General features: G+C 63.1%; 14 protein-coding genes. 7 read left to right on the top strand and 7 right to left on the bottom strand.

What is annotated here, in order from left to right:
• Positions 1 to 162 precede the first annotated feature (162 nt).
• Positions 163 to 504 carry a hypothetical protein gene (locus tag AABA86_RS30765; RefSeq protein ID WP_106949008.1) on the top strand — a complete coding sequence of 114 codons (342 nt, stop codon included), beginning with the start codon at positions 163 to 165 and terminating at the stop codon, positions 502 to 504.
• An 8-nt stretch (positions 505 to 512) separates the two neighbouring features.
• Here the strand turns inward: AABA86_RS30765 and AABA86_RS30760 are convergent, their stop codons facing one another.
• From AABA86_RS30760 to AABA86_RS30745, 4 genes are all read right to left on the bottom strand, one after another.
• Complete coding sequence (locus tag AABA86_RS30760) at positions 513 to 1,139, bottom strand: peptidoglycan recognition protein family protein (RefSeq protein ID WP_338309462.1); 627 nt, start codon at positions 1,137 to 1,139, stop codon at positions 513 to 515.
• A 34-nt stretch (positions 1,140 to 1,173) separates the two neighbouring features.
• Positions 1,174 to 2,385, bottom strand: a complete 1,212-nt coding sequence (locus AABA86_RS30755; RefSeq protein ID WP_338309461.1) for a GGDEF domain-containing protein — start codon at positions 2,383 to 2,385, stop codon at positions 1,174 to 1,176.
• Positions 2,386 to 3,017: 632 nt separating this feature from the next.
• Positions 3,018 to 3,629, bottom strand: coding sequence for a LysE family translocator (locus AABA86_RS30750; RefSeq protein ID WP_212248299.1), 612 nt, complete (start codon positions 3,627 to 3,629; stop codon positions 3,018 to 3,020).
• Between the two features lie 233 nt (positions 3,630 to 3,862).
• Positions 3,863 to 4,237 (bottom strand): response regulator, encoded by a 375-nt coding sequence (locus AABA86_RS30745; protein ID WP_212248300.1) that lies wholly within the window; start codon positions 4,235 to 4,237, stop codon positions 3,863 to 3,865.
• A gap of 117 nt (positions 4,238 to 4,354) precedes the next feature.
• Here AABA86_RS30745 and AABA86_RS30740 point away from each other — a divergent pair, with 117 nt between their 5' ends.
• A complete protein-coding gene (locus AABA86_RS30740; RefSeq protein ID WP_338309460.1) occupies positions 4,355 to 5,185 on the top strand; it encodes an SDR family NAD(P)-dependent oxidoreductase in 831 nt (276 codons plus the stop codon).
• 213 nt (positions 5,186 to 5,398) lie between these two features.
• Here the strand turns inward: AABA86_RS30740 and AABA86_RS30735 are convergent, their stop codons facing one another.
• A complete protein-coding gene (locus AABA86_RS30735) occupies positions 5,399 to 6,205 on the bottom strand; it encodes a lytic murein transglycosylase (protein WP_338309459.1) in 807 nt (268 codons plus the stop codon).
• A gap of 235 nt (positions 6,206 to 6,440) precedes the next feature.
• On the opposite strand from AABA86_RS30735, the gene AABA86_RS30730 reads away from it, so the two are divergent.
• The 4 genes from AABA86_RS30730 (at position 6,441) to AABA86_RS30715 (ending at position 9,301) form a co-directional block, all read left to right on the top strand.
• The gene (locus AABA86_RS30730) at positions 6,441 to 6,968 is read left to right on the top strand and encodes a hypothetical protein (protein ID WP_212248302.1); all 528 of its coding nucleotides are present in this window, start codon (positions 6,441 to 6,443) and stop codon (positions 6,966 to 6,968) included.
• A 119-nt stretch (positions 6,969 to 7,087) separates the two neighbouring features.
• Positions 7,088 to 8,029 (top strand): OmpA family protein, encoded by a 942-nt coding sequence (locus AABA86_RS30725; protein WP_338309458.1) that lies wholly within the window; start codon positions 7,088 to 7,090, stop codon positions 8,027 to 8,029.
• A gap of 117 nt (positions 8,030 to 8,146) precedes the next feature.
• Positions 8,147 to 8,488 (top strand): hypothetical protein, encoded by a 342-nt coding sequence (locus tag AABA86_RS30720; protein WP_338309457.1) that lies wholly within the window; start codon positions 8,147 to 8,149, stop codon positions 8,486 to 8,488.
• Positions 8,489 to 9,064: 576 nt separating this feature from the next.
• Positions 9,065 to 9,301, top strand: a complete 237-nt coding sequence (locus AABA86_RS30715; protein ID WP_028140470.1) for a hypothetical protein — start codon at positions 9,065 to 9,067, stop codon at positions 9,299 to 9,301.
• Positions 9,302 to 9,319: 18 nt separating this feature from the next.
• Here AABA86_RS30715 and AABA86_RS30710 read toward each other — a convergent pair whose 3' ends face one another.
• Complete coding sequence (locus AABA86_RS30710; RefSeq protein ID WP_338309463.1) at positions 9,320 to 9,697, bottom strand: thiol-disulfide oxidoreductase DCC family protein; 378 nt, start codon at positions 9,695 to 9,697, stop codon at positions 9,320 to 9,322.
• Positions 9,698 to 10,485: 788 nt separating this feature from the next.
• Here AABA86_RS30710 and AABA86_RS30705 point away from each other — a divergent pair.
• Positions 10,486 to 11,721 carry a reverse transcriptase domain-containing protein gene (locus AABA86_RS30705; protein ID WP_338309456.1) on the top strand — a complete coding sequence of 412 codons (1,236 nt, stop codon included), beginning with the start codon at positions 10,486 to 10,488 and terminating at the stop codon, positions 11,719 to 11,721.
• Positions 11,722 to 11,810: 89 nt separating this feature from the next.
• Here the strand turns inward: AABA86_RS30705 and rpoD are convergent, their stop codons facing one another.
• Positions 11,811 to 13,952: an RNA polymerase sigma factor RpoD gene (gene rpoD, locus AABA86_RS30700; RefSeq protein ID WP_212248307.1), complete on the bottom strand. Its 2,142-nt coding sequence runs from the start codon at positions 13,950 to 13,952 to the stop codon at positions 11,811 to 11,813.
• Between the last annotated feature and the right edge of the window lie 329 nt (positions 13,953 to 14,281).

The raw sequence follows: 14,281 nt of genomic DNA, 5'->3' as shown, positions 1-14,281 counted from the left end.
ATGTCTCCGGTCTAAACACTTGATCGGGCGATGACGGCGATGAATGAGACGACCATCACAGTCCCTCCCGCTCGTCCGTCATAGAATCGGCCGGCCTTGAACCCGCGCTGCCGGTCGACCGACCCAAATGATCGGACCGACAGCCTCGATTGGACGAACCCCGTGTCGATCATCCTGCAATCCACCGTCGGCGGCTTCTCAGCCCAGTTCATGCGCAAGCTGCCGCTGGTCGAGCAGGCGATGCGCGAGCACGGGCTCGAGCCCTCGGAGTTCGTGATCTCCAAGGACTATGCGTCGACCGCGACGATCCCGATCATGGGGCCGTTCTTCTTCAGTTACAGCGTGTTCTTCGGCGAGGAGACATTCACCGTCACCGAGCCGAACGACATGGTGTTCCTGGATTACTTCTTCAAGCGCGTGCTGGCTGTCGATGATCCGCCGGAATTGCCGCAGCGGCCGGGATTGATGCGACGGTTCTTCGGCTGGATGGCGCAGGCGGTGTGACGCCCCCGTCACTCCCCCCACATCCGCGCCAGCGTTGCCAGCCAGCAGCCCTCGCAATAGCGCGAATCCTTGTAGTCGATCCAGTTGTGGGCATAGACGCGGTCCAGCGGGATCTCGTAGCGCGCGCGCAGCACCTTCACGAGGGTCTTCCACGCCGCGACCTGCGCCTCGGTGGGGCCGGCCGCGACGTCGGGATAATTGCCGGCGAACTCGACGCCGATGGAATTGTCGCGCACGACCTGGCGATAGGTCGCGCGGTTGTCGATGTATTTGTTGTCGTTGCGGTTGGCGCCGTCGCCATGGGTCGGCACCAGGTTTTCCGCGACCGCCCAATAGACCGTGCCGTCGGTCTCGACCCACACCGTGACGCCGCGCCGCGTCGGGGTCTTCGACTGCTCCGCCGCGCCGCCGCGCGCCGACCCCGCCGGCCCTTCGGTCTGGTGCACGATGATGTTGCGCCAGGGTCTTGCGCTCCGGACGTCACCCCATGGCGCCAGCCAGACCATCTTCAGGCCGGGAATGTCGGGCGTACCGGAGGCGCGCGCGAGCTTTGCGAGCTCGGCATCCACGGCAGCGGCGGGGGCGGTCAGGAAGAAAACGGCGAGGGCGGCCGCGAGCAGGCGAGCGATCATCATGCGGGTCCAACGGAGCCCCAAACCTAGCATGGCCTCAGGCGAAATGGCGCGCGGTCTCGCCCCGGCCGATCGGCTCAGGCGAGAGCGGCGGCGACGGATCGTAGACGGCAAAATCGTTCTTGCCGTTCTTCTTGGCGGCATAGAGGGCGTGGTCGGCATTGGCCATCAGGCGATCCGGGAATTCTCCGATGCCGCGATCCCACTGCGCGACGCCGATCGAGATCGCGATCGGGATCTCGCTGCCGGTGCAGGCCTCGGCATCCTGGCGGCAGACCTCGAGCACGCGGCGAGCGATTGCGGCGGCCTCGCGCAAGGACGAGGACGGCAGCACGACGCAGAACTCGTCGCCGCCGGTGCGGGCCAGCATGTCGCCGGGCCGAAGCCGCGTCTGCGCCATCAGGGTGAAGTGCTGCAGGCAGGCATCGCCGGCGGCATGGCCGTGGGTGTCGTTGATGGTCTTGAAGCCGTCGAGATCGATCACCAGCAGCGAGAACGGCGCGCCGCTGCGCTCCGAGCGGGCGCATTCCTCGGTCAGGCGCTGCAACAGGTGCCGCCGGTTGGCGACGCCGGTGAGATCGTCGAGCAGCGCGAGGTCGGCGACCTCGCCCCGCAGCCGGTCCATCGCCATCAGCAGGAAGCCGAAATTGAGCGTCATCGACAGGAACAGAAGCCCCAGCACCATGACGGCATGGGTCTGGCCGCCGGCCTTTGCCGAGAGATCGTGGCCGAGCAGATTGCCGATCGTGCGGGCAATGAGGATCGCGATGATGGTGAGAATGACGATGCCGGACAGCCGCGCGCCCGGGCTGACGTGGCCTTCCGGCGGCGACAGCAGCAGACGCAGCGCCAGCACCAGCGGCAGCGCCTGACCGAGCGTGTAGCTGAGCATGCGCAGCTGCATGTGCTCGAAGCCGACCATGAAGACCACGACGCCGGCAAGGCTCAAGCCTCCCGTCGCGGTCATCAGGCGCCATGAGACCGGCCGGCCATAGAAGCGCTGAATGCCCATGGCGGCGAGGCAGCTCGCGGCGATGACGCCGGCTGCGCCGAGCAGAAGCGGCAAGGGAGAGGCGACGAACAGGCGGACCAGCGCCGTCATCGCCCCGATCGCTCCGACGAAGGACGATGCCATCCAGAACCGCGCGGCGGCGAATTTCGGATAGGAGCGCGTCACGTAGGCCCAGATCACGCCGAGCGCCAGGAAGTTGACGACGAAGACGGTCCAGAGCGTCGGTACGTTCAGCATGACGCGCGCGGCATGCGCAGCGTCGCGCCCCCCGTCCCTGGCAGCCGTCCGTCCATGACCCATCCCCGTTTTCTTGCGGAGAAGAATGCGGCCCTCGCGCTTAATGGAGTCTCACCGCAATCCGGCAAAACGCGCCTTTGGTTTTGGATTCATGAACGGCGCCGCTTGCGTTGTCGGATCGTTAGGGATGTCGGCGGTGATGCTGCTTCGATGCCGCGATGCGGATTCGCGCACCAAAATCACCCGAAAATGCATCTGAGCTGTGGATAACGCGATGACACCGATGTGACAGCGCGGGGCAGAGACCTGCGAATCTGCTGAGCTTGTCGTCGAGGATGTTGCGAGGCTGGCCCTCCGCCGAGCATCCCTCGTGTCGCGTTTCACCATTAACCCTGAAGAGGATCCTATGGCTAAGAAAGCGAAGAAGGCGACGAAGAAGAAGGCGAAGAAGGCCAAGAAGGCGAAGAAGAAGTAACGAGGCTTCTGTTTCTTTGCCCGGGTGGAGCCTCGCTCCGCCCGGGCTTCGGGTGACGATGGAAGAGTTTGACGGTGGCGGGCGCGAGGCCCGCTTTTTTGTTGGCTGAGTGTTGGAGACGCGGACGCTCCCACACCTTCGAGAGGGAAAGAAGAAGCTACCTCTCCGCGAACGCCAGCTTGGCGCCGAGCGCGGCGAAACCGGCGGCGAAGCTGCGGCGCAGCCAGGCCATGACGGGCGGGCGGGAGATGACGTGCTCGCGCACCGAGGCGGCGCAGAGGCCGTAGACGACGAACACCGCAAGGGTCATCGCCATGAAGGCGCCGCTCAACTCCAGCATGCGCGCCAGCACATGGGCCTCGTCCGCGGCGATGAACTGCGGCAGGAAGGCGAGGAAGAAGATCGACAGCTTCGGATTGAGGATGTTGATCAGAAAGCCGGTGACGATGACGCGGCCGACCGAACGCTCGCGGATCTCGCCCTCGACCGCCAGCGCCCCGCTCTCGCGCAGCGCCTGCCAGGACATGTAGAGCAGATAGAGCACCCCGCCCCATTTCAGCGCGGCAAAGGCGAGCGCGCTGGTGTGGAGCACGGCGGCGAGCCCGAGCATCGCCGCCATCATGTGCGGCACGATCCCGAGCGTGCAGCCGAAGGCGGCGGCAAGGCTGGCACGCGAGCCGCGCGTCAGCGCGGCGGCCAGTGTGTAGAGCACGCCGGTCCCGGGGGAAGCGACGACGATGAGCGAGGTAAGCAGGAAGGACCAGGTCATGGGCCAACGCTATCACCCGGCATCACGGCGGGGAAGCCGGGCCTTGGACCTTCAGGTTCTCATTCCGTCACCCCCGCGCAACAGCGGAGCCGTTGTCGCCGGAGGTGCTCGCCTCTTCGGCGAGCCTCGAAGGGCGACGGCCCGGCTGCAGCTCGGCCGTGCATCCTTCGAGGCTCCCGATGGGGCGCTGAGCGCCCCATCACTCGCGCCTCAGGATGACGGATTGAGAGTAGTCAGGCCAGTTGCGCGAGCTCGGCTTCGCGCAGCACGTCGAGTGGCGCCCAGGGTTTGGCCCAGAACTTTGCGCCGTCGGGCAAGGGCTGCCTCAACGGACGGCCGGAGGTGACGACGACGTCGAGCTTGGGATTGCGGTCCTTGGCGAGGTGCGCGAGCTCGACGCCGGTCATGCGCCCCGCGAGCTGGACGTCGGTCATCATCAGGCAGAGCGCGCCGGCGCTCTTGTCGAGGACGCGCTCGGCGGCCTCGGCGCTTTCGCACTGGATGACCTGATAGCCGCTCTCTTCGAGCAGGAGACAAAGCATCTCTCGCTGCATGACGTCGTCCTCAACGACCAGCGCAGTCGCGCGGAATGGTTGTGCTTGTCCCATCAGCGTCTCCCATTGCTTGCGTAACGTAAGTTAAGGAGCCAATGCGCGAACGGTTCGGTTCCATTCTGAAAAAATGTAAAGCATAGTTCCCGCACCAGGGGCTTGACGGGGAACATCATGACAGCGATTCGCGGCGCCGCCGCCATCACGGGAGCCGCCAGCGGCATCGGCCGGGCGCTGGCCATCGAGCTTGCGCAGCGCGGCTGCGATCTTGCTCTGGCCGATCGCGACGAGGCCGGGCTGAAGGCGCTGGCAGCCGAGATCGGGTCAGCACGCAAGGTCAGCGTCCACCGCGTCGACGTTGGCGAACCCGACGACATCGCGCAGTTCGCGAACGAGGCGACCACCGCGCATCCCGCGCTCGGCATCGTCGTCAACAATGCCGGCGTGGCGCTGATGGGCTCGTTCGAGGAGATCGACCAGGCGCAGATGGACTGGCTGTTCGACATCAATTTCTGGGGCGTGGTGCACGGCACGCGCGCCTTCCTGCCGCATCTGAAGACGAGGCCCGAGGCGCATATCGTCAACCTCTCCTCGATCTTCGGCATCATCGCGCCGCCGGGGCAATCGGCCTATGCGGCGGCGAAATTCGCGGTGCGCGGCTTCTCCGAGAGCGTGCGGCACGAGCTTGCGGTGGCGGGCAGCCCGGTCAGGCTGTCGGTCGTGCACCCCGGCGGCGTCGCCACCGCCATCGCGCGCAACTCCCGCACCGGGGTCGGCGTCACCGACAATGCCCGCCGCGCGCAATCGATCGAGCGGTTCGAGAACGCGGCAAGAACCACGCCGAAAGACGCCGCGCTGCGCATCATCAAGGGTATCGAAAAGAACGAGCCCCGCATCCTGATCGGCAACGACGCCCGCTTCATGGACCTGTTGCAGCGCTTCCGCCCGGGGACCTATTGGGCGCCGCTGCAGCGGCGGCTGGAGAAGATGGCGAAGGGGACGTGAATTCGTAGGATGGGTAGAGCGCAGCGAAACCCATCATGTTTCCGCAAAGAGAGTACGCGATGGGTTTCGCTGCGCTCTACCCATCCTACAAACGACAAGCTGCGCCGTCGTCGGGTGGGCAAAGCGGAGCGTGCCCACGACTTCCGACGACGGATGGAAATGGTGGGCACGGCGCTTTGCGCCTTTGCCCACCCTACGAGACTGAGTGTGTCGTCACTGCCCCGCGAGCCGGTCGGCGAAATACCCGATCGTCTTCCTGTAGATCACCGCCCTGTTCCACTCGCGCATCGCTTCGAAATTGGCGGTGCCTTCGCCGTAGGGCTGGCCCATCTTGAAGCCGTTGGTGTGGAGCAGATTCGCGGTCGAGGCGAGCACGTCGGGGACGCTGTGGCGGAGGTCGACATGGCCGTCGCCGTCGAAATCGACGCCGTATTTGATGTAGGACGACGGCAGGAACTGGGTCTGGCCGATCTCGCCGGCAAAGGCGCCGATCAGGTCGCGCAGCGGCAGGTCGCCGCGCTGCACGATCTTCAGCGCAGCGAGCAGCTCGCCCTGAAACAGATCGGTGCGGCGGCAATCATGCGCCAGCGTCGCCAGCGTACGCACCACCGGCATCTTGCCGATGTCGCCCTTGCCGAAATCGCTCTCCAAGCCCCAGATCGCGACCAGGATAGTGCGGGGCACGCCGAACTGCTGCTCGATGCGCGAGAGCAGCGCGGCGTGGCGCTGCAGCAGCGCGCGGCCGCCATTGATGCGGCCGGGGCCGACGCGGGTCGAGACGTACTGCTCAAAGCTCTTGTTGAAGGTGTGGCGCTGGCGCCGGTCGAAGGCGAGCACCGCGCCGTCAGGAGTGACGCCACTGAGCGCCGCACTGGTCACGCTTGCCGAGACGCCGGCCGCTTGCGCTTCCTGGGCCATGCTGGCGACGAAGCTGTTGAAGTCGCCGCCGCAGCGCGCGGCCTGCGCCGATCCGCCGGCCAGACAAAGGACGGACGCGGCGGCGAGAAGCAGTCTCAACATGTGGAGCAATCCCCTGAAAAAACCCTAGCTGCGAAGCAGCGCGCGGATCATGCCCGGGAAAGCTGCGAGCGTCAAAGCGCAAGGCTTGAAAGCACAAGGCTTGAAAGCACAAGGCTTGAAGGCTCAAGGCTTGAAAGCGCAAGGCTTGAATCAGAAGGCTTGATCCGCATCAAACTGTCTCACGTCCCGCTTCCTAGATTACAGCGAACAGGAGAGTCGCCCAGGAGAAGCGTCCATGACCGGAATTACCTTGACCGCCGAGCAGATCCGCAATGCCCCCGCAGCGGTGCGGCAATGGATCGAGCAGGAGGTCATCACCTCGCTCGGCCTTGCGCCGCGCGCGCCCGTGACCATCCCGCCCCAGGCCTCCCATCTCGTCGCCTGCAGCGTGGAGGACGTCGCCGGCGTGCTCGAGCACATCAGGGGCGTGCTTCCGGCCGTGAACGTGCTGCTCGAGCTCGGCCGTCCCGGCATCAGCTTCGGCCAACCCGCGGTGATGACGTTCCGCCTGATGGACATCCTGCATCACACCCGCCTGCCCGACATCGGCGGGGTCATGACGTGCCTGGAGATGATCAACCAGGCGCTGATCGAGGTGAAGAAGGACCCCTCGGTGCGGTTCTGCGGCTTCGACAATGAAGGCCACTGCCTGATCGCGCCGCAGACGCAAGTGAGCATCGCAACGCTGTGGCAGACCATGATGGAACGGCAGCAGGCGGCGCAGGAGCGTGCGGCCGTCGGCCGGGCCACACCTGCGGCCTGAGGCGGCGGCGCGATTTCCGGGACAATCGAACCGGGAATGGTTCGTCGGTTAGAACCGGCAGGACGGCGCGCGAGACTAACGTCTTGCGTCCCGTCCCCCGCAACCGACAGAGAGTGCCGATGTCCGCTCCGCAGACCATTCCGGGAATGCTCGTCCTTGCCGCCCTGCTCGTCCTGCACGCGATCCCCGCCTCCGCGCAGACGCGCGACGTGGCGGGCGCGCGCGACTATCCCGGCATCGGCCGGTTCGCCGGCAGCGTCGTCACCGGCTATGTGGTGAAGGATTTTGACGCGGCGCGGATGCAGGCCGCTGCCTTCAAAGATGGCCAGCCGACGGATGCGCGGCGGCTCGAGGGCCGCATCGTCCGCATCGCCTATCGCACCAACCCCGGTCCCTCGATCCTGGAGGTGTCGCGCAATTTCGAGACGCAGCTCGCCAAGGCCGGCTTCGAGACCTTGCTGGCCTGCGACACCGAGGCCTGCGGCGCCATCCCCTTCACCGAAAGCATCGACACGCTGCCGGTGCCGCAGATGTGGGTCGACGGTTTCAACTACCGCTATTTTGCCGGCCGCAAGGCCGAAGGCGGGCGCGAGATTTATGCCAGCGTCATCGTCAGCCAGAACAACCAGGACATCACCGCGCAGGTCACGATCGCCGAGCTCGGGGCCATCGCGAACAAGATGGTCGATGCCGCCGCGATGGCGAAGGGTCTTGGCGAGACCGGCCACATCGCGCTCTACGGCATCTATTTCGACACCGACAAGGCGGTACTGAAACCGGAAAGCCGGCCGACGCTGGAGCAGATCGCCAAGCTGCTCGCGAGCCAGCCGCAGCTGAGCGTCTTCATCGTCGGCCACACCGACAGCCAGGGCGCCTATGAGTACAATCTCGACCTCTCGAAGCGCCGCGCGGAGGCGGTGGCCGCCGAGCTGGTGAAGAGTTTTCGGATCATGCCGACACGCCTGCGCACCGCCGGCGTCGGATTGCTCGCGCCGGTCGGCCCGAACGCGACGGATGCCGGCCGCGCGCTGAACCGGCGCGTGGAGCTGGTGGCGCCGTGAGACGTCGCGCCGGAGTTTGATGCGGGTCAACATCGCAGCACGGACGGCGTGAGATGGATGGCTGCAGACATCCTCTCTCGTCATTCCCGGGCGCGACAAAGTCTGAGGCAACAAGCCATGCCCGACCAGCAGAACAAGCCGGCCCGCTCCGCGCTCCTGCGCATCCCCCTGTTCCGCCTGCTCGCCATCAACCTCGCGATCGGCGCCTGCGCCGCGACGCTCCTCGTCGGCGGGCTGCTTTGGCTCAACCCCGGGCACCTGCGCGAGCTGATCTTCGCCGACAATTCGCCCGGCATTGCGCTCGCGCTGCTGCTCGCCTCCTTCCTCATCACCTTCGGCTCGGCCGCGATGGGCAGCGCGATCATGGCGCAGGGGCGCAAGGAGGACAGCGGCAAGAGCGGCGGACATGGATCGCGACTCGCCGTGCAGGAAGCGGCGCAGCGCACGCGCGCACGTTGAGACATCAGCGCGACGATGGAACTCGCTTTTGCAGAGCGGGATCACACTGTCTGCACGCCGGTGGGAAGACATGCAGGTTGGCGCGCCTTCCGACACAGCGCGACACTCGCACTGCGTTGCGAGAGCCGGGAAGATGAACAAATTGGTTTGACGGTCCAAGCAATTAATTCGATGTGGATCGAAACCACATGTCGCAACCAGCGCATATCTGATCCGCCGGCTGCGACACCAACGCCGTCACGATTCACCTTGCCATCGCAGGGCGCTTTCTATAGCCTTCTATTTTAGGTTGTCGCCCTGCCAGCCCCGGGCGACGCTGAAGACCAGAAATAAACGGCGGGCTTCGGCCCGCCGTTTATTGAGGCAAGGGTCCGAGGCCAAGGGTCCGAGGCAGGATCTGAGACATGATCTGAGACATGGGTCCCTCGCAGGGGCGCAACCGGCGCCTGGCCCCCTCTCCGCAGCCGGATTTCATCCATCAGCCGCATCGAGCCCTGCCGCGTCCGGGGTCGCGGCTGACGTCGATAAGTGCTGAAGTTATTTGACTGCGGCCCCCTGATCGACGAAAAGCCGGCCATGGCCAAGAAACCCGGAACCAATCCCAAAGGCGAATTCGCCTTCTTCAACGTCTTCTATGAAGACGATTCCCAGCGCTCCAACCGCCGCGTGCCTAGCGAATTGCTCGGCGGCCTCGACGGCGACGAACCCGCGCGCAACTTCATCATGGAGCAGGACCGCGAGATCGCCGAAAAGTCCGGCCGCCCGGCGCTCGAGATCAAGCGGATCGAGCGGGTCGGGGTGAAGAAGAAGTAGGACGACATCAGCAGGCGCTCACCAGCGCCCGCTCCTCTTATTCCAGGCAAAGAGCAGATCGGCAAACCGGTCGTAAAAGAACCGCGTGAACGGCAGCGCCACGCGATTGCCGAGCAGCCCCGCAAGCCACCCCTCCCCCGGCGTCAGCCTCCACAGCGCGATCGCGACATCCGCACCGACGATGAGCCGGCCGGCCTCATCGGTCGCATGCAGGCGGCGTCTGATGTCGTCGAGCGAGGCACCAAACTGCGCCAGCGCATCGGGCTGCTCGTTGATGTCCCTGAACTCGACCGTCCCCGCGCGCACCAGCGCCAGCAGCTTGTTGCGCTGCCAGTCGATGCCGGCGTCACAGACGGGGCAGCGGGTGTTGTAGTAGACGGTGAGGTGGGCCGGCATCGTCGAAGTATAGACGCCGATCGTGGCGATCGTCGATCGCACGCCTCGTTAGCTAAATACGATACGTCTTTTTTGTCAGAATCGAGAGCAGATAGTTGGCGTGAAGAAGGAATATCGCGGTCGTCAAAGAGCTACATGGCCGCATCTCGATACCCTTCAAGAACCATGATTTCAAACACCATCAGCGACGCTCAGTGTTGCCGCCGGCTTGTGAATAGGTCGGATATCTCAGCTAATTTTATTTGCGCCGCCCTTCAACTCTTGCGCGACTCGTCATCCATTCTTAGGTTGTTGCTGTTGGCAATCGCTTCTTTTCCGAAAGCGGCCTCACGACGGTGATCTGTCAAGAGCCGAGCGTGTCGCGCGCAAGCGTGGCAGCTGCAAAGCTCCAAGACCCAGCAGATGCGTCTTTGACCATCTGGTGGCGCGGCAGAACAACGGAGGTGTCAATGTCCGTGGTGCGTAACGTTAAGAGGCGGACTATTGATAATTGTGACGGAGCGCCGAAGGGGCGGGGACGGTGCGTCGATACCGTTCGTTCATGGTTTGTTCTTTCGCTGCTTGCGGGAGCCTACCTGGCGAACAACTTGATCACGGGGTCTGGTGGCGGCTTCGCCGTCGCGATTGACCAGACGACGGTGATCTGTCACGAGCCGAGCGTGTCGCGCGCAAGCGTGGCAGCTGCAAAGCTCCAAGACCCAGCAGATGCGTCTTTGACCATCTGGTGGCGCCAGTTCTAGCAAGCTTAGGTGCACCAAAGTCCTCGATCCTGAGCTTGTGCGAACGGCATGACGCCGAAACCAACAAGGATACTTTCGAAATCAAAGCTGCGATTGGCTTGGAACGATTCTCGAGATTCCTCGCCGAGTGCGGGTCGACCAGGAGTCGACAACATAACCGCATCAGCATTCGCTGCAAATCTGGACAACAATCTCTCCGTACTCGCTCGCAGATTACAGCAAGGCCACTACGGGCCATCGCAGCTCAAGGCTGTTTTTATTCCGAAGCCTAATTCGGACAAAGAGAGGATGATATGCATCCCGACGGTGTGCGATCGCCTCGTCCAGCGAGCAATCATAATTTATCTCGATAAGAATCGAAAATTCCCGATTTACAACTCGTCGTCGTTTGGCTTCCTACGAGACTTGGGCACAGAAGCCGCCATCAAAGCGACTGTCGGTTATCGGCAATCTTATGATTGGTGTCTCAAGACTGATATCGAGTCATTCTTTGACAGAATACCGCGTCAATATCTCAAAGCCCGCGTCAGCAAAGCGCTCGGCAACCACAGTCTCGTTCCCATAATTTCTAAGATAATTGATTGCGAGGTGAAGCCCACAATCTGGAATCGCTCCAAGATTTCAAAACACGGCATACAACTGGGGCACGGCGTACGACAAGGAATGCCCTTGTCGCCGATCTTAGCCAACCTTGTGCTTTCTGAATTTGACAGCCGCATGGAGCATCTTGGCGTGAAGATGGTCCGCTACGCGGACGACATAGCGGCGTTCTTTGAAACTAAGGAAGAAGCTCAAAAAGGGCACAGGATGCTTAGCGACGCTCTAGCTCGCATCAGTTTGTCGATCCCAGGCATAAGCGATTTGTCCAAGACGCAGCTTCTCGGTCCTGACGATCCAATCGATTTCCTTGGCAGGGAAATTGTTAGAGTTGGAGACAACAAGGAGGCTGTTTGGCGAGTTGCCACCAAACAAATCCGAAAGATCGTGCGCAGATTAGAGGAAGAATACACCATGCACGCCCGTATGAAGGCCGACAGCAATTTTCAAGAAACGGTCATCGACGTTTGGGATTCGATTTCCTCATACTTCTCGATTTACAAGGGTGCCTACAACTTCGTCTCGCTCGATTCCGCGCTTCGCGGGGCATCGCGAAAGATAATTGGTGATATTTTTCTCGATCTTTTCGGAGAAACGGCTCTTTCTCGTCTAACCGCTGAACAACGAAAATTCCTTGGCATGAGTCACGTTGATTTTGACGAAACGAATAGCGAACTTCTCGCTTAGTACGAGCAAGGGAAACTCTCTGTCCAAACAGAAAAACGGCGGGCTTTCGCCCGCCGCTCTAGTAATGGTTTGAGCCAAACCAATTCCGATCAATTATCCAAGAAGCTCCGCAGCTTCCTTGACCGCGACGGATGCTTCAGCTTCCGCAGCGCCTTGGCTTCGATCTGACGAATACGCTCTCTCGTCACCGAGAACTGCTGGCCGACTTCTTCCAGCGTGTGGTCGGTGTTCATGCCGATGCCGAAGCGCATGCGCAGGACGCGCTCTTCGCGCGGGGTGAGCGAGGCCAAGACGCGCGTGGTGGTCTCGCGCAAATTGGACTGGATCGCGGCGTCGATGGGGAGGATCGCGTTCTTGTCCTCGATGAAATCGCCGAGATGTGAATCCTCTTCGTCACCGACCGGCGTCTCCAGCGACAGCGGCTCCTTGGCGATCTTGAGGACTTTTCGCACCTTCTCGAGGGGCATGCCGAGCTTTTCGGCCAGCTCTTCCGGGGTCGGCTCGCGGCCGATCTCGTTGAGCATCTGGCGGGACGTGCGCACGATCTTGTTGATCGTCTCGATCATGTGCACGGGGATGCGGATGGTGCGGGCCTGGTCGGCGATCGAGCGGGTGATCGCCTGCCGGATCCACCACGTCGCGTAGGTCGAGAACTTGTAGCCGCGGCGGTACTCGAACTTGTCCACCGCCTTCATCAGGCCGATGTTGCCTTCCTGGATCAGGTCGAGGAATTGCAGGCCGCGGTTGGTGTACTTCTTCGCAATCGAGATCACGAGACGGAGGTTGGCTTCCACCATCTCCTTCTTGGCCTGGCGGGCTTCGCGCTCGCCCTTCTGCACGGAGTGCACGATCTTGCGGAACTCGACGATCTCGAGGCCGGTCAGCGCAGCAAGCTGATGCACCTCGTGACGGAGGTCCTTGATGCGGTCCTTCTCGTGATGGACGAAGTTCTTCCAGCCCTTGGCCGACAGCTTCGAGACGCGGTTGAGCCAGCGCGGATCGAGCTCCGAGCCGGTGTAGTTGCGCAAAAAGTCTTCGCGCGCGACGCCGTGGCTGTCGGCAAGGCGCATCAGGCGGCCCTCGTGCGAGACGAGGCGCTTGTTGATGTCGTAGAGCTGCTCGACGAGTGAATCGATACGCGCCTGGTTGAGGCGCAGCGACTTCACCTCGACGATGATCTCGTCCTTCAGCTTCTTGTACTTGCGCTCCTGGTGCGGCGAGAGCGACTCGTTCTGAAGCTGGTTCTGGATGTCCTGCTCCTGAAGCTTGCGCAGCTTCTTGTAGCTGTCGGCGATCTTGTCGAAGATCTCGACCACCTTCGGCTTGAGCTCGGCCTCGATGGCCGCGAGCGACATCTGGTTCTCGAACTCGTCGTCGTCCATGTCGGACTCGGCCGCGGCCTCGCCCGGATCCTTCTCCTCGCCGGCCTCGGCGCCGCCCGGCGCAGGTGCGGCCCGGAACGGGGTCGGCGACGGCGGCGCGGCGGGCGGAGCGACATGCGCGGGAGCGCCGGTCGCGGCGGCGGCCTGGCCCTCGGCGGGCGCTTCGCCGTTCTCGCCGGTAGGACCTGCGATCATCGCATTGTTCATGCCGGCCTTGGCGTCGGGGCCGGCATAGGTGGCTTCGAGATCGATGATGTCGCGGAGGAAGATCTTGCCTTCGTTGAGCTCGTCGCGCCAGATGATGATGGCCTGGAAGGTCAGCGGGCTTTCGCAGAGGCCTGCGATCATCGCCTCGCGGCCGGCCTCGATGCGCTTGGCGATGGCGATTTCGCCTTCGCGGGACAAGAGCTCGACCGTGCCCATCTCGCGCAGATACATGCGCACGGGATCGTCGGTGCGCTCGCCCGGCTCGCTCTTCTTGACCTCGGTGACGGCCTTCTGGGTGACCTCGACGAGCTCGTTGTCGGTCTCGTCCTCGCCGCCCTCGTCCTTGTCGTCCTCGCCTTCGCTATCGTCGGCTTCGGTGACGTTGATGCCCATGTCGGAGAGCATCGACATGATGTCCTCGATCTGTTCGGGCGAGGTCTGGTCGGACGGCAAGACTTCGTTGAGCTGATCGAAGGTCACGAAGCCGCGCTTCTTGGCCTGCTTGATCATCTTCTTTACGGCGGCGTCGGACAGGTCGAGCAAGGGCGAGGGCGCGTCCTGGGAATCCTTTTCCGGCGCGTCCGCTGCCTTGTCGTCTTTTTCCTTGTCCTTCGCCTGCAGCGTCTTTGCCTTGGTGGCCATCCATTGCTCCTAAACGCGCTTCAATGCAGTCGGCTCGCCGCGTCTGCCTGAATTCACATGAACCTGTTGCCCGACGCTCTCGCTTCGGCAGCTCTCGACACGGAAAGGGCGGCGCACATGTCTCTCGCCACCCCCAACTCTCTCTCGCCGGAAATGCCTAACGCTTCGTCAGCCTCTTTGTCGCAGCGGATGCAGGTGCAGTGCCAACAGCAATGCGCGGATTCATTCCTGACGCGTCTGTTCTGCCTGCGGCCGCCTGGTGGCCAAAGTGCTACAAGACCGTTAAGCCTCGATTAACCCTGTTTTTGCCGCCAAACCTTGGATTTGGC

It is taken from the genome of Bradyrhizobium sp. TM233 (assembly GCF_036247965.1).
In the GTDB taxonomy this organism is placed as follows: domain Bacteria; phylum Pseudomonadota; class Alphaproteobacteria; order Rhizobiales; family Xanthobacteraceae; genus Bradyrhizobium; species Bradyrhizobium ottawaense.
The sequence above is the reverse complement of the archived record's forward strand: the minus strand, read 5'-3'. Positions and strand labels throughout refer to the sequence as shown.